General features: G+C 30.9%; 15 protein-coding genes. 7 read left to right on the forward strand and 8 right to left on the reverse strand.

Annotated elements, in window-relative coordinates; translation table 4 throughout:
* Nucleotides 1–5: 5 nt before the first annotated feature.
* The 7 genes from CXP39_RS00180 to CXP39_RS00210 form a co-directional block, all read right to left on the reverse strand.
* Nucleotides 6–1,451 carry an amino acid permease gene (locus tag CXP39_RS00180; RefSeq protein WP_027048333.1) on the reverse strand — a complete coding sequence of 482 codons (1,446 nt, stop codon included), beginning with the start codon at nt 1,449–1,451 and terminating at the stop codon, nt 6–8.
* Nucleotides 1,452–1,476: 25 nt separating this feature from the next.
* Nucleotides 1,477–2,586, reverse strand: coding sequence for an alanine dehydrogenase (ald, locus tag CXP39_RS00185; protein WP_027048334.1), 1,110 nt, complete (start codon nt 2,584–2,586; stop codon nt 1,477–1,479).
* A 15-nt stretch (nt 2,587–2,601) separates the two neighbouring features.
* Nucleotides 2,602–2,976 carry a Rid family detoxifying hydrolase gene (locus CXP39_RS00190; RefSeq protein WP_027048335.1) on the reverse strand — a complete coding sequence of 125 codons (375 nt, stop codon included), beginning with the start codon at nt 2,974–2,976 and terminating at the stop codon, nt 2,602–2,604.
* Between the two features lie 3 nt (nt 2,977–2,979).
* Nucleotides 2,980–4,221, reverse strand: coding sequence for a threonine ammonia-lyase (ilvA, locus tag CXP39_RS00195; protein WP_027048336.1), 1,242 nt, complete (start codon nt 4,219–4,221; stop codon nt 2,980–2,982).
* A gap of 155 nt (nt 4,222–4,376) precedes the next feature.
* On the reverse strand, nt 4,377–5,303 hold the full coding sequence (locus CXP39_RS00200) for an HU family DNA-binding protein (protein ID WP_027048337.1): 927 nt from the start codon (nt 5,301–5,303) through the stop codon (nt 4,377–4,379).
* Nucleotide 5,304: 1 nt separating this feature from the next.
* Nucleotides 5,305–9,045, reverse strand: coding sequence for a hypothetical protein (locus CXP39_RS00205; protein WP_027048338.1), 3,741 nt, complete (start codon nt 9,043–9,045; stop codon nt 5,305–5,307).
* 154 nt (nt 9,046–9,199) lie between these two features.
* Nucleotides 9,200–10,735: an ABC-F family ATP-binding cassette domain-containing protein gene (locus CXP39_RS00210; RefSeq protein WP_027048339.1), complete on the reverse strand. Its 1,536-nt coding sequence runs from the start codon at nt 10,733–10,735 to the stop codon at nt 9,200–9,202.
* A 164-nt stretch (nt 10,736–10,899) separates the two neighbouring features.
* Between CXP39_RS00210 and CXP39_RS00215 the strand changes: the two genes are divergently transcribed.
* The 6 genes from CXP39_RS00215 to metG all read left to right on the forward strand — a co-directional run bounded on the left by CXP39_RS00215 (nt 10,900) and on the right by metG (nt 16,974).
* A complete protein-coding gene (locus CXP39_RS00215) occupies nt 10,900–12,792 on the forward strand; it encodes an MATE family efflux transporter (protein ID WP_027048340.1) in 1,893 nt (630 codons plus the stop codon).
* 32 nt (nt 12,793–12,824) lie between these two features.
* Nucleotides 12,825–13,301, forward strand: coding sequence for a hypothetical protein (locus CXP39_RS00220; RefSeq protein ID WP_027048341.1), 477 nt, complete (start codon nt 12,825–12,827; stop codon nt 13,299–13,301).
* A gap of 126 nt (nt 13,302–13,427) precedes the next feature.
* On the forward strand, nt 13,428–14,462 hold the full coding sequence (locus CXP39_RS00225; RefSeq protein WP_027048342.1) for a ribose-phosphate diphosphokinase: 1,035 nt from the start codon (nt 13,428–13,430) through the stop codon (nt 14,460–14,462).
* A gap of 2 nt (nt 14,463–14,464) precedes the next feature.
* Nucleotides 14,465–15,037, forward strand: a complete 573-nt coding sequence (pth, locus tag CXP39_RS00230; RefSeq protein WP_027048343.1) for an aminoacyl-tRNA hydrolase — start codon at nt 14,465–14,467, stop codon at nt 15,035–15,037.
* 107 nt (nt 15,038–15,144) lie between these two features.
* Complete coding sequence (locus tag CXP39_RS00235; protein WP_027048344.1) at nt 15,145–15,381, forward strand: hypothetical protein; 237 nt, start codon at nt 15,145–15,147, stop codon at nt 15,379–15,381.
* A 66-nt stretch (nt 15,382–15,447) separates the two neighbouring features.
* Nucleotides 15,448–16,974 carry a methionine--tRNA ligase gene (gene metG, locus CXP39_RS00240; RefSeq protein ID WP_027048345.1) on the forward strand — a complete coding sequence of 509 codons (1,527 nt, stop codon included), beginning with the start codon at nt 15,448–15,450 and terminating at the stop codon, nt 16,972–16,974.
* Nucleotides 16,975–17,018: 44 nt separating this feature from the next.
* Here the strand turns inward: metG and CXP39_RS00245 are convergent, their stop codons facing one another.
* On the reverse strand, nt 17,019–17,516 hold the full coding sequence (locus CXP39_RS00245) for an isochorismatase family protein (RefSeq protein WP_027048346.1): 498 nt from the start codon (nt 17,514–17,516) through the stop codon (nt 17,019–17,021).
* 135 nt (nt 17,517–17,651) lie between these two features.
* On the opposite strand from CXP39_RS00245, the gene mnmG reads away from it, so the two are divergent.
* The gene (gene mnmG, locus CXP39_RS00250; protein WP_027048347.1) at nt 17,652–19,535 is read left to right on the forward strand and encodes a tRNA uridine-5-carboxymethylaminomethyl(34) synthesis enzyme MnmG; all 1,884 of its coding nucleotides are present in this window, start codon (nt 17,652–17,654) and stop codon (nt 19,533–19,535) included.
* Nucleotides 19,536–19,557 lie beyond the last annotated feature (22 nt).

Consider the following 19,557-nt stretch of genomic DNA (forward strand, 5'->3'; position numbering starts at 1 on the left):
TTTATTTATTTTGCAATTAATTGATTAATAACAGGGAGGTTTAATGTACCAAATTGCTTAATTTTAGATTCATTATATAAAAATAGTCCTACTAATATAATCATAGTTACTATAAAAATTGTTGGCTCTATCATTGTTTTGGAATCAACAACTTTTGAAAATAAGTCGTAATAAATATATGCAAGAGATAATGAAAGAGCAATTGAAGGTAACAGAGCAATACCAAATAAATATTTCATTTTATCAACTTCTATTTTCTTTGTAATGCGATTTTTAATCACTCCAAAAATAAGTAGTAGATATATGGTAAACGTTGCAATTGCTACGCTATTAGATATTAAATCAACAACTTTAATAATATCTTTGTAAAAAATTCAACCCAAAATAATATAAATTATGGCATGAAACACAGTAACTAATGATTGAATAACTCCAGCTTTAATTAATGAAACTTTGAAACCTTGCTTAGCATAAAATAAGCCATCTTCAAAACTAGAAAGAATTCCTTTTGTTCCAGTTATAGCATATCCATTAACAACGCTTGTGGCTGTTATAGCGACAATAACTTTGAAAAACATTGCTCATCCTGGAGTTTTTTGAAATAGATTGTCAAATAATGTAAACACGTTGCCATCTTTGCTTCCGAAAAAGATAGCAATTGAAATTAATACATAAAATAGTGAAACTCCGATGACTCCAAAAAATAATGCGGGCGCAACGACTTCCTTATTTTTAATGTCTTTTTGCAAACTAGCAGATTCAATAAAGCCCATAAATGAAAACATAATGGGAGTGACTGTTAAAATTATATGACTTATTTCCCACTTCCCGCTTGAGTTAGTAAAAGCATTCTCATTTCCTTGTGAACGAAGAATGATACCACCAATAATTACTAAAATTAAAGGAACAAATTTTAGTAAGGCAGTGACTGTTTGAACTATTACACCTGGTTTTGTTGTAAAAATGTTCATAATCATAAACCCTAGCAATACTGCTAAAGTAAAAAGAGTCCTTAATGTTAAACGTAAAGATTCTCCGGCTCATTCTTTACCGTAAAGTGCATCGATTCCATCAAAAACAACTTTTACTGATAAGAAAGCTCCAACACAAGTTAATACAGGAGTGAAAAATATCACAAAAAAGAGAGAAAAGAATGAACCAGTTTTTCGTCCCAAAAATTTTGATCCTCAGTTTTGTAAAGTTGAATGGCCCTTGTTTTTTGTAGACGATGCGATTTCAATAAAAACTAATATAATCATTGTGGCGATGACACCAAATATCGATCACATCATAATTGCAATTCATGGATTGTTTCCGGCATTTCCTAATATTCCACCAATGCCAGAATGATTTTTAATGTATATTCCTGATCCAATCATCATTCCCATTACCATGGTAATAAGAGTCATAAATTCATATGCTTTATTTACTTTTTTTGCGTTTTTTAGCATATTCCATTATTCCTTTCTATAACTATTAAATAAGATCAACAAAATCTATAAACTCTTCTTTAAACGCTTTAGCAACCACTTCCAAAGTTATATTATTTTTAAAAATATTGATTCCAGTCTTAATAGTTTTATTCTCTAATGCTGCTGCAACTATTCCTCTATTAGCAATTTCTAATGCATAAGGAATAGTAGAATTTGTCAAAGCGAAGGTCGCTGTTTTTGCAACTGCACCTGGCATATTAGGAACAGTATAGTGAATGACACCATGTTTTACAAAGATAGGACTTTCGTGACTTGTAATTTTTTCAGATGTTTCAAAAATTCCTCCCTGATCGATGGGGATGTCAATTACTACCGATCCAGGTTTCATTTTTTTAATGTATTCTTCTTTAACAATTTTTGGGGCAACATCTCCGGGAATTAAAACGGCTCCAACCACTAGATCTGCCTGAGCTACTGCTTCTGAAATGTTTGTTGAGTTAGAAATTAGCAATCTCACACGGCCATTAAAAATGTTGTCAAGTTCTCGTAGGCGATTTGGATTAATGTCTAAAAGAGTTACTTCGGCGCCTAATCCAACAGCTGTTTTTGCGGCATTGTACCCAACTATACCTCCTCCAATAATCGTTACCCTTCCAGGTAGTACTCCAGATATTCCACCCAAAAGAACTCCACTACCCCCATTATTTTTTTCTAGAAAGTGAGCTCCAATTTGAACTGACATGCGACCTGCCACTTCTGACATTGGAGTTAGTAATGGCAAGTCATTTTTTGTTCCAACCATTGTTTCGTAAGCAACTCCAATCGCTCCTGATTTTTTTAAAAAATCAGTTAACTTTTTATTAGCAGCTAAATGCAAGTAAGTAAATATTATTTGGTCCTTTTTAATATACTTAAATTCTTCTTCTAAAGGCTCCTTAACTTTAATTATCATATTTGCATCTCATACTTTAGAAATGGAAACAATTTCTGCTCCAGCTTCGGCATACTCGCTATCTGTAATTCCAGATCCTAATCCTGCTTCTGTTTGAACAAAAACAGTATGGCCATTTTCAACTAATGTACGAACTCCGGCAGGAACAATTCCAACTCTATTTTCGTTATTTTTAATTTCTTTAGGTATTCCAATAATCATATATTCTCCTTAACCTTAATATTGTGCGATTACTTCTATTTCAATTAATGCTTCTTTAGGTAAATTACTTACTTCAAAACAACTACGTGCCGGTTTGTGGTCCTCAAAAAAGTTAGCGTATATTTCATTGACAATTATGAAGTCGCCAATATTTTTTAACATAATTGTTGTTTTAAAAATATCGCGCTTAGTATAACCAGCGTCATTTAAAATGCTATTAATATTTTCTAAGATATTTAATGTTTGTTGCTCAACATGTTCGGGTAGAATCATAGTTTTCATATCAAAACCCAACTGCCCTGAAACAAATATTTTTTTGTCATCTAAAATAATAGCTTGTGAATAAGGCCCAACAGCTTGAGGGGCATTTTTTGTATTGAACATTTTCATATTTTATAAAATTGCTTTTAAATAACTTTCATTATTTAAAACAAATCCCTTCTCTTTAATTTGATTTATAATACTTATCAATTCTTGAGGGTCGTTTATATCAACACATACATGATATGTTTCTTCATTTATTTTTAAATAATTTTCTTGTTGCGATTGAAATATTGAATGAATTTGAACTTTGTTATGAGAAATGATAGTTGTTATATTTGCCAAATTATTTTTATCAATAGCTGCTTTAATTTGCAAAACAACACGACGATGTAAATCAATTAAAGCACGATTAGTAATATTTAAAAATGAAGTGACATCTATGTTTCCGCCCGACAAGACGCACATTATTTTTTTATTCTTTAACGCTAATTTGTTAAACAAAACTGCGGCAATAGCAGTAGCTCCCGCTCCTTCTGCAACAATTCTGCAATGCTCAAAAAGAAGTAAAATAGCTTGAGCAATTTCTTCTTCAGAAACTAATACAACGTCATCAACTACATCTTGAAGAATTTCAAAAGTTAAATTTCCTGTTTCTTTTACAGCAATTCCATCAGCAATTGAGGTTTTGCCTTTTATCAAAATTGGTTGCTTCAAGTTGCGAGCTTCAAAATAAGAAGGAACGTTTGCACTTTCAACAGCAATAATTTTACAGTTTGGATTAACTAATTTAACATACTGTCCGATTCCAGAACAAAGGCCACCACCACCAACGGGAATGAAAATGTATTCCAAATCTTTAACAGCTTCTAAAATTTCAATTCCGATTGTTCCTTGACCTTTAATTATGTCCAAATCATTGAAAGCATGAACTAGGGCTTTTCCAGTTTCGTTTGCTATCTCTATAGCTTTATTATTTGCATCATCAAAAAACTTTCCATGCAAAATAACTTCCACTCCATATTTTTTTGTACCTTTTATCTTAGCATTTGGTGCATTTTCAGGCATTACGATAGTTGTCATTTTTTCAATCCCAAGCATTTTAGCAGCGTAGGCTACTCCCTGAGAATGATTTCCAGCAGAAGCAGCAACAATTCCCTTTGCCAAAACTTTTTCATCAATTGAAAGAATTTTTGCTAAAGCTCCACGAAGTTTAAAAGAACCCGCTTTTTGCAAGTTTTCTAATTTCACATATACATCATTTTCAGTAATATTGCTTAAATTAACAGCGTGAATAGTTGGGGTGATATTTATAAAATCGCATATTTTGTCATATGTCGACTCAAAATCAAGTTTTGAAATTTTTGGTTTCATATTGTGTAATACTTTCCTTTAATCAATTCTTTTTACACCTTAATAATTAATTTTTTTAAAGATGCAGTCAATTTTTTTCTTGCCTTTGGTTCAAAAAAAAAAAAAAAATGGGGGACCAATTTTGGTCCCCCATTTTTTTTAATTAAAGTCAAATTTTAATCGTTGTATTCAATTACAATAGTTTTTTCAACTTTTCTTTTAACTTTATACTTACCAGTTCAACTAGCATCAGTCATCTTTTTACGAAGTTGCTTTGATGTTTTGAATTTGACAGTATTTTTTGCAGGCACAAAAATTGGTTCTCCAGTTAAAGGATTAACTTTTTCACAAGGATCAGTTCTTACAAAATTTAATCTTCCAAAGTTTGAAATAGTTATTTCTTCACCATTTAGTAATTTTTTTTCAAAAATTTTAAAAGTTTTTTCAAATACTAAGTTTACTGTCTTTTTGGTTTCATTAGGAAAAGTATCATATAGCTGATTTAAAATATATTTTGTAGAAACTCGTTGATAATGCTTTTTGTTTACAACCTTATTTTCAAAAATTGTTTCATTTTTGTATTTAGTTATTTTTTCAGTGTCTTCAAATACTTCAGTTGCGTTTAATTTAAGCACATTGTTTTTTTCAATTTTAGAAGTCTTGTTTTCATTAAAGATATAATTAATTTCAATATTAGCACCTTGAGCTTTTTGATTTTCAAGCTCTTCTTTTGCTTCATCTTTTGTAAAAAAAATAATCTTAGTAAAGAAAGCAAATCAAGCAACAAGAGCTATAATAAAAAATCAATTAATCAGCAGATCTCAAAAAACAGGTTCAATAAAAAGACCATTATAATTTAGATCAAACTGTGTAAATGACTTAAAACCAATTGGTCCCGTTAAATAGCTGATAGCCCCGCTTTGAGAATTAAACCAGTTTTCCCTTAGGACATTTGGAAACGCATCACCAAATAAATTTATTGACTCAGGATTTCCAAAATACAGGTGATTAATTATTTTAAAAACAATTGTCAAAGTTATTATTAAAAAAAATAATACAAAAATCATTCATCATCTATAATTCTTGCTAAAATTTAACTTCATATTACTTTTCTTCCTTATCTTTTTTTTGTTTTCTTACAAATAAAGTGGCAGCAATTATTCCCAATATATTAATAGCTGCTATTCCTCATAGGAGCCCCAAACTAACCTTATTATTGCTATTTCTTATACCTTTTTCAATCTTCATATCTGATGTAAATGTGACTTTTTGAATTCCACGATAAACACTTTGATTTGTTGATCTAACAATCGCAGAATACTTATATGGCTCATTTTTTTCAGAACTTTGTTTAGTGATTTCGCTAATTGAAATTGAGTCAATATCAAGTTCAGGGTTATTTTGCTTTAAGACTTTTAAGTAAGCTTCAACACTTGGCTTACCACTTAATTCAAAATGAGTTTTCGTAATAACATCTTTTAAATTTTTTGAAACAACGTAAACTAATTCGACGCTTCCTGTATATAAAGTGTTTTCATTTTTTGCAGAAACCAAAATCTTTTTGGTATCGCTATTAATATTAATTTCAAATGTTTCTCAGTCAAAAGTATATCCATAATTTTTCAAAAATTCTTGAACGTCTTCATCTGTTGGCTCTTGCTCTAATATTCCTAAGTCAAGACTATCTCCAATAATTACCTTAGCAATTTCAGATTTTATAGTAAACGATATATTTACGTGACTTTTATATAATTCTGAGTCTTTATTAGCAATAATGATTGCAGAGTTGTCACTCAACAGTTTTATAGTAATATCTTCAATCTCAAACTTTGGCATTTTTTTCTTAAGTCTTGATAACATATCCTTTTCAAATTCTTCAAGAGTGGTTTCTTGGTCATATTGAGTCTTATCAAAGTTTCCCAGATCACGGTCAAATTCATTAATAACATTTCCTAGTTCTTCTCTTTCCAAATACAAATCGATTTGCTCAGCCGCACCGCTAACACGAGCGCTTTCATTTTTAGCTCTGATAATGATTTTTCCTCGTTTTTCGATTGTTGATTTTTCTTGAATTTCAATTTCCAAATCTGAAGAAACAATATTTGTTCAATTCTTAACTTCAGTTAAGTATTCTAAAACGTCATCCTCAGTTGTTTCATTAAAAAACTTAGCATCCTTAAATAAGTCTCTGTCACTTAAATCGTAAACTTTTTGAATTACAATTGTCTTTCGTCCAAATAGGTGATTTGGATTTGTGTCATTATTGGCTTCAATAGTTATTGATCCTTCAGATGCGGTACTTGCCTTGGTTAACGTAAAATTAAACTCGTCAAGAGTTACCATTTCTAAGCCAATAATACCATGAATTTTTTCTAAGAAATTTTCTTTAGTCGCAGCATTAGAGCTTATAGTTTCATCCAATAATGCCAAGTTAAATTTAAGTCATTCAGTCTTAAATTCATAGTCATACTTAACAATTGTGGATTCAGGTTTGGCAATAATCGAAATGCTTCCTTTTGAACCATATTTTGGCAATACTCTTACAATTTCAATATTTTCCTTAAACTCTTCAGATTTGATTTCCTGAGCATCGGGATATTGTTTTTTAATTGCATTGTTAATAACAAAAAGGATATCATCTTCGCTACTTTCGTTAGTGATTTTGTCAACTTCATATTCCAGCGTTGAAAGATCAATTGCATTAAGCGCTGGTAAAATTACTTTTTGTGAACCAACTAATAAATTAGAATCTTCTATCGCCTTTATAGTAAATGATCCATTGGTTTTTTCCATTGGTTGCAGTAAAGATTCGACCTCATATTGGTCATTAATTGACCCTTGATAATTGGTTTCTTTTTGAATTTTTTCCGTTACATTTTTTTTAATCTCTGTTTCACTTTTTTCCTTCAATATTTCAGCAATTTTGCCAAGGTTCAAATTTGCTAAATCATATTTTAATGGTGGAATAGTTAAGTTTTGTTTTCCCTGAACTAATTTAGAAGTATCAATTGCCTGAATAAGTATCTCACCAGAAACCCCATAATTAGCATTTTTCTCTCTAGTTATCTTAATGTCTTTTTCAATAGCTAAATTTTGTCCTACTTTATTTTTTAATACTGCCAATATTTCCTCGTCGCTTAAAGAATTAGTTAAACTTAAATCTTGGTCAATTCAATATTTCCTTTCAGATATGTCAATTCGCGTTTGTACAATATTTGCAATCGTAATTTTTCCTACACTCGTAAAACCAGCATTTTCAGAATCAAAAAATTGTATATATAAGTCATATCCGTTCGTTTCTGATTCTTTAGGAATTGGAACAACTCATCCCTTATTCTTATCAAGTTTAACTCCCTGAATTTCTTCTTCAGTTCCAGATTTCAATAGTTGAACTTTTGTAATGTAAGAATTCGGACTAATTATTAAAGCTGCATTATTATTACCTACTTGGTATACATTTATACGCCCGTTTTCATCAATTGTATAATCAACGTCCCCAGGCTCATGCCCAAGATTTGTAAAACGCAATACTTCTTGAAATTTGTCACTCACAACACGTTGTACCATTCCACGTTCACGATTTTTTGTTCCAAATGATTCGTCTGACTGAAACATCAAACCGTAATCGAACATTCCACTATAACCCTCTAAATTATGAACAACAACATCTGAGGCATTTTTTTGAACGTAAGTGTATTTCGATTGAGTACTAAAGTTTGATTTTATTTCTGCTCAATGGTTAAAAACAGTATATTTAGTTGTATCGTTAATTCAAATAATATCCCTTAGCCATGAATCTCTTCCATTTCCCTTAATTTCAATAACTGTTTTATCAAGATTGTTCAAGAAAAAGGTTTTGGGCTCAGCTGGATTATTTTCGCCGTTAAAAAGCGAAGAAGTTCCAACTCAAAATCCGTCTTTTTCACTAACAAATTTATATACATGATCAGAGTTAGGAATTGCACCTATTTTTTCGATATCATCTTTGTCGATAACTCGAAAAATATTACCTGAAATTGTATAAAAAATGTTTTTTGAAGTTGAGTTATTGTCAGTTGCCAATTTTGGTGACAAGCTTTTACCGTTAGCGGCTTTATTAATGACACCTTCAGCAATTACTTCATTTTTGCTACCATTTTCGTCGCTTTTGTTTATTCTTCAAACATTTTCAACTGAATTCTCTGTTACGTAATAAAGTGATTTATTATTTATTGAATAAATTGCATCAGTAATTTTTTCTTGATTTGCTCTATACAAGATAACTTCTTGCCCACTATATTCAACTGGTTTTGGTTTAGCAGGAGTTAAAGCGCTACCCAAACCTGATAATACAAGACCAAGGCCACCAACAATTCCTCCCAAAAGTCCACCAAGACTTCCAATTAATCCGTCAGTATTTGCATCATCATCTCAGTGAAATCTAGTGATACCATGTTCACTGAAATAATAAGTATTAAAATCGTTACCATAAAAAATAGTTTGGCCTTCCATATTAATACCTTTTTTCTTTTCTCGTAAACTGTTACCCGCTCATCCTAAGGTGTTAGTTCTAGAGTCGATTGCCTTTCTCATTGTTGATCCAGAAAAATCTGATTTCATTTTAGATGAGACTAGAGCTTGGCGGGTCCCTAAAGTTCCTGATCAATACGTTGTTCCACTGTTTTCGTCAAATATTGATTGCTTAATTTTTGTACCATAAGCAATGTTTGCTCTGTTGATTGCTTCATACTCAGTAATTTCATTGGTGTCATCTTTAACAACGTTTGAAATATTGTTGGATGCTAAAAATTCAGCTGGCAATTGACCGGCTGTTACTGCTGCTAATAAAGATAAATATAATTTCATGGTTCTCCTTTGTTTTTACCATTTTTATTTTTTATAAACATGTCTTTCATTTAAAAGACGGCAAAAGAATTTTAGAACAAAAAAAAAAAAAAAACAAGAAATATTCTCGAAAAGAGAAAATTTCTTGTTTTCAAACATTTATTTTTTTGAGTATTTATTGAACTAAATCTTCAAAATTTAATACTTTATCTGCTCAATTTGTTTCAAAGTTAATATCGTGAGTTGTTATTAGAACTGTACCCTCAAAGGCTTGAATTGCTTCAAGCAAAGCGTCTTTTGCTAACACATCAATGTGATTTGTTGGCTCATCCAAAATTAGCAAACTTGCTGGTACCAAACTTAAAGCAGCTAACCTAACTTTAGTTTGCTCTCCTCCAGATAGTAGTTTCATAGGATTCATCATTAATTCTGATTTGACTCCAAATTTACCAATTGTGGCGCGAACTTCGCCTTCCAACATTTGAGGGTAGAGACTCATTAAATAAGCAATTGGCGTCATTTCATTATTTTCTTCAACTTGATGAAAAAATGCAGTTTCAACTCCATTTCCAACCATTACATTTCCGCCAACTTTGGGTATTTCACCAGCCACAGTTTTTAAAAAAGTTGTTTTACCGATTCCATTATAACCTTTGACAATACATTTTTGACCTTCACGAAGCTCAAAAGTTAGTGGTTCAGTTAAAGCAAAACCATAACCAATTTCCAAACTTTCGGCTTTAACAATTACTGCTGAATTTGGACGTTTATATTTAAATGACATTTTCGGCTTTGCTAGTTTACGTCGTTCATCTAATACGTCCATTTTATTAAGTTGTTTTTGACGCGACTGGGCGCTTCGAGCCGTTGATGCTCGAGCAGCATTTTTTGCGACGTATTCTTTCAATTTTGCTATTTGTTGTTGCTGCGACTCACGTGCTCGGTCATATTGATCTGCACGTTGTGCAGAAAGCTCTACATACTTCTCATAATTTCCGACATATCGGTTAATTTCTAAGTTCTCGATCGCATAAATTACATCAACAGTTTTATTAATAAAGTCCTCATCGTGAGAAACTAGTAAAAAAGCATTTTCATATTGCTGCAAAAATTTTGCCAATCATTCCACTTGTTCAATGTCCAAAAAGTTTGTTGGTTCATCTAGTAAAATAAAATCATCTTGTTTCAAAAGCAATTTTGCCAACAAGACTTTTCCCCTTTGACCACCAGATAATTGTCCTAGTTGCTTTTTAAGGTTATCAGCGTTAATTCCTAAACCAGCAACCAAATTTCCAATTTCCTTTTCAATAGTATCAAAACCCCGTAAACTCAAATCTTCTTGCATTGCCAAAGCTTTAACAAGATCTTCTTCGTTATACTCGATCGCCATATTTTCATATATTTTATGAATTTTAGCTTCGATTTCGTAAAGTTCTTTATAAGTGTCCTTTAAATAATCTTCAACAATAATTGTCATATCCACATCTTGGTGTTGATCAAGGTAACCCATTTTTGAGCGAGGGTGTAACTCTATAGTTCCATGATCAGGAATATTTTTTCCGGCGATAATATTTAATAATGTTGTTTTCCCAGTTCCGTTTGCTCCTAATAAGGCAATGTGCTCACCTTTATTAATGCGCATTGTTGAATCCTGGTATAATTTTTTTCCACCGTTTTGGTGCGTTAATCCTTCAATTAAAACAATACTCATAATTGGGTTCCTTTCTAAAATATATTTCTTTTTAAGAATAATTTTTTTTCATAATATTAATTATATATTTTTCTTTTAAATATTCAAAAGTTATATAATAAAATAATAAAGTTTAGAAGCACAAAAGTATGAATGTAAATAATAAAGTTTAGGAGCACAAAAGTATGAATGTAAATAATAAATTTTGAAATTGACTGTTTGAAGTTAAAAGACCTTCTACAAAAATTATTTCTCATACAAATTTACCTAATCAATCCTTAGAAGAACAACAAGAAAAATTAATAGAGCCAATGACTAAACGTGAAGTAATGCTTCGTTATTCAAGTGTTTGAAAAACAATCATCTTTTTTTGTTTGCCAACCGTAATTTTAATGCTTGTTCAGGGCTTGTATAATATTTTGGATAAATCATTGGCATTACAATTTGCAACTCCACATGCAATTAAAAATTGGAAGTATATTGAACTAATGATAATTGGTGATGGACAAGGAAATCATAGTATTTTGGCAGATTTTTTGCAAACTAATACTCACGAGCAAGCTGTCAATAAACTATTTGGTCCCTTGAATTCTGGTGATTACAGCAAAGTACTAAACATTATCAAAAGTTATGATCCTCAGGACCCTTATTTAGCTTTTGAGCAACTTAAAGAAATTTCAAGTTTAACAATTAATGAAGAATTGATGAAAAAGTACATTAATATTACAACTCAATATACAGCACAGACATATAATTTAGCTTATTCGTTTAATCAAATTATGGCAATTGGTGCTGGAATGGTTTTTGCGATTGAATTTGGTCGAGGAAATAAACGAGAACTTGGAAAAATTTCAGGAAATGGATTAACATATAGTTTTTTGGTTTCTCTATTTGTAGGAGCGCTACTTTTTTCACTATCATTTCGCCCTTGAGGCCAGGTCTTAATTAGTTCACAAATGGGTAATCACAAAAATTTAATAATTGAAGAGTTGGCTTGAAGAGATGTTGAACCATTAATTTATGGAATTTGAGTCTTATTTATGGCTAATTTCTGTATGAATATGGTTCGCAGTGAGGGCAAAATGGTTCATATTATGATTATGACAATTAGCTCATTGGGAGTTAAATGCGTAGTATCAATTTTTTCAATGGATATTTTGGGTTGAGAATTAACTGGAGCACAATTAGGAACAGTAATGGCTTATTTTTATCAACTAGTTTATTGTTTAATTGTGATATTTTTTTCAAAAATAACTTACTCCAATTTTAGTTTTAGGGACTTATATATACTAAATCCCAAAAACTTTACCGAAACTATTAAAGCGGGAGTTCCCAATTTTGTAATTTATTTTGCTGTTTTCATAAATGCATATGTAGCAACATCATTAGTTGTTCAACTTCCGATTCCAAATGGATATCCAAGCATTGAAGACAGTGGAGGGACTTCAATAGTCCAGCAATTAATTTCTTCGATGACTCCATGAAATGAATTTATTTTATCAGCAGTAATTGGTTTAAATCAAGGAGTTAGAACTATTATTGCTTTCAACTATGGAGCAGGAAATAATAAGCGTATTTTGGATATTTTAAGAAAATCATCATGACTAATGTTTGGATGATTTATGTTTATCTTCGTGCTAATTATTGTTGCAGGACCATGAATGTTAACAATGTTTGCTTTTCCATCAGAGCATGTTGGTTATGGGACCACATTCTACTGATATCAATTTGTGAATTTCATGACATATCCATTAGCATGCCTAACATATATATCTTTAGGATTATTTCAAGGAACAAAACGTAGTAAAGTTGCTACCTGATGTACATCACTAAGAACTATGACTATCTTATTACCAATGATCGGAATTGGGTTCGCAGTTTCAAAATCAACGAATAATGCTTTTTGGTTTTTCTTTTTTTCGGGACTAACTGATTTAATAGTTGCTATATTAATTGCACCATTGCTATATGTATTTTATAAACGAACAAAAATTAATGGAAAATTAGTAACAAGAGAAGATAGCGAAGATATTAAAGCGTCTTATGCTTTGTATTTACAAAATCAAGGAGTAAAATAATATTTGATAAAAGTTATTTACAAAGGAAGCCTATGACACAAGATATAAAGTATAAAAAATCAAAACGAGTTATAACTGAGCTAAGAATTGCAAAATGAAGTAACGATACTTTGTCACCGTTGTCAATTAAGCGTTACTGAGAATTAGCATCAAGATTGATTCCTGAAGATGAGAAATGTAAAACTGCATTAATGGCAAAATCCTTTGCCTCATCTTTGTCACCAAAATATTTTTTGTTAATTGCAACAGAAAATAATATATATATGGCTAGTTCAACCGGAGAGCGAAGATTATCTAATCGTAATTTTGATTTTAGCAATTTTAAATATATAAACTTAAAGCAAGACTTAAAATTGAAGTCGCGAATTTATATTAAAATCAAAGTTTCATGATGAAAAACAGTTTTTCTAGAAACAGCTGATCCGACAAGCGCGATTCATTTTAAAAAGTATATTGATAAAATTAACAAAATTGAAACTGAAAGACAAAAAAATGCACTTAATGCTTAAAAACATAGTTTTTATTTAGCACAAAAAAATATTTCTATAAAGGTTTGTATTTAGAAACATCTTTATGGTTTTTTTTATATAAAGTATAAAAAGTTTAATGATATTATTTATTCAAAGGGGTTTAAAATGAACAATAAAAATGAAATAAGTATTTTTGGGTTAAGTTCAAATCAACGTTTAACAAACGAGGTTTGTAATGCATTAGGTATTACACAACAAAGAATTCAGACTGTAACATTTGCAGACGGGGAAATGCTTGTAGAAGCGCTAGATTCAGTCCGTGGGAAAGAAATTTATGTTATTCAGTCTACATCAACGCCAGTTAATGATAACATCATGGAACTTTTAATTGCAATTGATGCCTTTAAGCGTGGTAGCGCTGAAAAAATTAATGTTGTAATTCCATATTTTGGCTATGCAAGACAAGATCGTAAAGCAAAAGGACGTCAGCCAATTACTGCAAAATTAGTAGCAGATTTGCTGACTAAAGCAGGTGCTGATAGAGTAATTACAGTAGATATTCATTCACAACAGTCAATGGGCTTTTTTGATATTCCGATGGACAATTTTCAGACATCGCAAATTTTGGCAAATGAAATTATTGATACAATTATTGCGAGCAAATTTGACAGAAATGAGTGTATTTTGGTTTCTCCCGATCATGGAGGGTTGACTCGTGTTCACAAAGTTGACTCATACACAGGAGCAATGACAAATGGTATTGCTGTTATTGCAAAACGTCGCCCTGAACCAAATAAAGCAGAGGTTGAATTTGTTTTGGGAGATATTGATGGGAAAATATGTTTCATTGTCGATGACATGATTGATACTGGTGGAACAATTATCAATGCTGCTAAAGCATTAAAGGAAAATGGTGCCAAGAAAGTTTATATTTTTGCTTGCCATGGATTATTTAATGGTATTGCAAAAAGTCGTATGGAAGAAGCAATTTCTGCTGGTTATGTTGATCAAGTTGTGGTTACGAACACAATTAACATTCCTGAAGACCGTAAGTTTAAAGGTTTAAAAATTATTTCAGTTGCGCACTTAATTGCAGATATGATTCAAGCTTCAGTAAATCATGAATCACTAACAAATGTTTATAATCAAAAAAAACAAGCAATTTTAGACAAAACTGAAGAATACGTGAGAAATAACTAATTATGAAAATGGTTGTTGGATTAGGCAATCCGGGTAAGGAATATTCAAAAACTCGTCACAATATTGGTTGAATTGCAATTGACTTATTTTTAGAAAAATATGGTTTTTCAGTTCAAAAAAACGAACACCATGCTGAAGTGTTTTTTTCTAATATCAAAGGAGAAAAAGTTTTATTTGTTAAGCCACAGACTTATATGAATAAATCCGGAATAGCAGTAAGAGAATTGATAGAATATTACAAAATTTCTAAAAACGATGTAATTATTATGCACGATGAAAAAGACTTTCCAATAACAAAAAATCAATTCAAAATTCAAGGTTCTGCTGCAGGTCACAATGGAATCAAATCGATTATTCAATATTTAAGTGGCGAAGATTTTAAACGTTTTCGAATTGGAGTTGGAAGTCCTGAGCCCGGTTGAAAAATTGTTGATTGAGTATTGTCAAAATTTACCGATGCGGAATTAGAAGAGATAACATTAAGCATTGCTAAAAGTTTAAATTTTTTATCTGAATGAAATGATGATCAAGATTTTAATAAAATAATGAGTAAATATAATCTTTTGTACAAATAAAAACAAAAAAGATGGTTTCGCTACTTTTTTTTGTTTTTCAATTACTTTTTTAGAAAAACATTTCCTGCATAAACTTACAAAATATAATTTAACTTAGGAGGATAAATATGAGTTACGGAGAAAAAACATTGCTTATAGTCGGAATTTGCGGATTACTTTTCGGAATAGTTGTTTTGTTTTTATTTAGTTTTAGAAAAGTTCCGTTAGTAAAAACTGTTCTTTTGGGGTTGACTGCAATTGTCATTTTGCTAGTGATTGCTCTATCACTTTGAGCAATATTGCAGTCTACTGGAGTTGTAGATCAGGTTTTCTTAGAATGATTCAAGAAAGTTGTTGCTACATAAAAGGACTTAGGTCTTTTTTTATTTTAAAATGATAAAATATTTTTATTGTAGAAAGAGGTATCATATATGCCCAAAAAATTTTATGTAACAACACCAATTTATTATCCAAGTGGTAATTTACATTTAGGCCACGCCTATACAACAACATTGGCTGATGTTTTAAAGCGTTACAAGGATATGCAAGGATTTGAAACATTTTTCTTAACTGGATCAGATGAACATGGACAAAAAATTGAAACTAAAGCAAAAGAAGCCGGTTTGGAACCAATGATTTATTTAGAAGATAAAATAGAAAACTTTAAAAATTTATGAAATAAATTAAATATTGATTACTCTAAATTTATTAGAACAACTGATGAATATCATGAACAAACGGTTAAAAAAATCTTTTCGCTGTTAGTTAAAAAAGAACTTATTTATAAAGGTGCTTATGAAGGATTATATTGTATATCTTGCGAAGAGTTTTTGAATCCTGATCAAATCGATGATAATGGAAATTGTAAAATATCAAATAACAAACCTGAACTCATAAAAGAAGATACTTACTTTTTAAAGATATCTCAGTTTCAATCTTTTATTGAAACTGTTTTGGAAAGCAATTTTTTGATTCCTGATTATCGTCGTACTGAAATGTTAAAAAATTTTGTTGAACCTGGATTAAAGGATCTTTCAGTTACTAGAATATCATTTAAGTGAGGAATTCCGATTAATGAAGATCCTAAACATGTAGTATATGTTTGGTTAGACGCGTTATCAAACTATATTACTGCATTGGGATATTTACAAGAAGACGATAGTTTGTTTAAAAAATTTTGAGCTGATCCAGAAACAGAGATTTTGCAACTTGCAGGAAAAGAAATTATTCGATTCCATGCAATCTATTGACCGATAATTTTAGAAGCTCTAAATTTAAGACAACCATCTCATTTATTGGGTCATGGATGAATTTTGAGTAATAGTACAAAAATGTCAAAATCATTGGGTAATGTAATAGACCCGATTGCTGTTATTGATGAATTTGGAGCCGATAGCTTGCGTTTTTATATTTCTTATGAACTTCCAACAGAAAAAGATGGAAATTTTACAATGGATTTATTTAAAGAATCTTTTAATGCTCATTTAGCAAATAACATTGGAAATTTAATTTCACGAACAAATAATATGATTACAAAGTATTTCAATGGATATATTGAAAGTGATATTAATGATGTTGATAAAACAATGATTGATTTAGCTAACAATACAATTGAGCAATATCAAAGTTTAATGGACCAATATAAAATCAGTGCTGCTATTAGAACAGTACTTGATTTAAGTGCCGCATGTAATAAATATATTGAAGAAACAACACCCTGAAATTTAGATAAAGAAGGAAAAAACAAAGAGCTTGCAACAGTTCTTATGACTTTACAACGTTGTATAGCAATTATTTCGTTTTTATTAAAACCAATTTTAGTATCAAATTATTCTGATATGATTGAGCAATGTGGATTAGAAAATATTGAGATTAGTTTCGAAAATTTGCAAACATTTAAAAACATTAAATTCAATAGGCTGGGTAATAAAAAAATTCTATTTCAAAGACTTAAATAAATAAAAAAGTTGATGCTTTAAGGCATCAACTTTTTTATTTATTTTTAAAATGTTAAAACATTTGAAAACCCAGCACAACCTTCAAGGTCCAAGTGTACTTTATAACCTGATTTTATAGCACTAGAAACGGTGTTGGCAACACAAATATCGGTAGCTACACCTACAATTGTTAATTCGCTTACGCCTAAGTTTTTAAGTAGCTCATCTAAGCCGTTTGAATTGTTCCTTTCATCATAAAAAGCACTATAACTTTCAATATCTTTATTTTGACCTTTTAATATTACGTGATCAAGGTCAGCCTGATTAATCATTAAATTTGAACCCTTTTTATTTTGTTCACAATGGTTTCCTCATTGAGCAAAAGAATAATGATCTGCAGGATGTCAATCTTGAGAAGCGATTATTAAATTCTTTTCCTGTTTAAATTTATGAATTAAATTTGTGATGTGTTGCAACTTAGTTTCTGCTTCAGGAACATATAAACTTCCATCTGGACTAACAAAATCATACTGATAGTCTACAATTAGTAATGCATGTTTCATTTCAATCTCCTTTTAAATTTACTAATAATATTCTATAATATAAATTAGTTAATAATTGTCAAAGAATTAATAACTAAACTTTATTGTTTATATGTCAAAGATATAACAAATCTACAGAAAGAAGATTACTATATTATGAAAAATAAAAACTATGATGTTTTAGTTGTTGGTGGTGGACATGCTGGAGTAGAAGCTGCATTAGCTTCTGCACGAATGGGCAAAAAAACAGCTTTAATAAATCTTTATGAAGATAAAATCGCAGCCATGCCTTGTAATCCAAGTATTGGGGGTCCGGCAAAAGGGATTGTTGTTAGAGAAATTGATGCTTTAGGTGGAGAAATGGCAAAAGCAGCTGATGCTACAGCTTTGCAAACAAAACTTTTAAACTCATCAAGAGGGCCCGGAGTTTGAGCACTTCGTGTTCAATCTGACAAAATTGAATATTCAAAATATATGCAACGAAAAGTTAAGGAACAAAAAAATCTTGAGTTAGTTGCTAGCGCAGTTCAAAAACTGCTATTTAATGATTTAAAAGAGGTCTATGGTGTTGGATTAGAAGATGGAGCAGAATTACACGCTAAGGCGGTTATTTTGACTACAGGGACGTATCTAAAATCTGAAATTCTTAAGGGAGTGGAACGATTTGAATCGGGACCAAATCAAGAGCGAACAACTACAGGTATTAGTCAATCCTTAAAAGAATTAGGTTTAAAACTTTTGCGTTTCAAAACTGGAACTCCTGCACGTGTTTATCAAGATTCAGTTGATTTGAGTCATGCAATTAAAGAGCCTGGCTCAGACGCTCCTCTAGCCTTTAGTTTTTCAACAACTAAATTCACTCCATTGGCAGAACAACAACTATGTTACCTGATCCATACTACAACTGAAACTAAAAAGATTATTGAGGATAATTTGCAAAAATCAGCAATGTACTCGGGAACAGTTGAGTCAATTGGACCAAGATATTGTCCAAGCTTTGAGGACAAAATTGTTCGCTTTAAAAATAAGGAAACTCACCAAATTTTTATTGAACCAGAATCGCTAAGCGATGATGTTTGATATATTCAGGGATTTTCAACTTCAATGCCAATTGAAGTCCAAGAGCAAATGTTAAAGTCTTTACCAGGCTTTGAAAATATGCGTGTTAAATCATGAGCATATGCAATTGAATATGATTGTTTGGACCCAATGCAATTAAAACCTAGTTTGGAACTAAAAGCAGCTAAGAACTTATTTACCGCTGGACAAATTAATGGAACAAGTGGCTATGAAGAAGCAGCTGGGCAAGGTTTGTTAGCAGGAATTAACGCAGTTAGAAAAATAAATAATGAACCGCCTTTAATTTTAAGACGTGATGAAGCTTATTTGGGAGTTTTAGTAGACGATTTGATTAACAAGGGAGTTTGAGAACCATATCGTTTGTTGACATCTAGAGCAGAGCATCGTTTATTGTTAAGAAATGATAATGCCGAGCTAAGATTGAAAGAATATGGATATCAAATTGGTTTAATTAATGAGCAAGAATGAATAGAGTATAAACAATATATTAGGGAAATGGAAAATGCTGTTGAAGAATTGAAAGCAATTCGCTTCACTCCCAAATCTGAATTAGCAGCTAATTTAAAAGCTAAAGGGCAGGCAAATTTGACTCATGGTTATAGTGGCTTAGAAATTATTAAAATTCCAACTGTCGATATCAACGAATTAGTACCATATGTTAAAACACTACAAAATTTAAAAGTAAATCAGTTGCAATCAATCACAATCGAAATTCGTTTTGAGGGATACGTAAAAAAAGAGCGTCAACAAGTAGAAAAATTAGTCAAATTAGAACGTAAGCAAATTCCAGAAGATATTGATTATAATAAAGTAGAAAATTTAGCAACAGAGGCTCGCCAAAAACTAGTTAGGGTTCGTCCCTTAAATATTGGTCAGGCATCAAGAATTACTGGAGTTAATCCAGCAGACATTCAAATGCTGTTATTTTACTTAAAATCAGCTTATGCAAATGCAAAATAAAAAGTTGCGACCTAATCGCAAC

This window comes from Mesoplasma syrphidae, from assembly GCF_002843565.1.
Classification (GTDB): Bacteria; Bacillota_I; Bacilli_A; order Mycoplasmatales; family Mycoplasmataceae; genus Tullyiplasma; species Tullyiplasma syrphidae.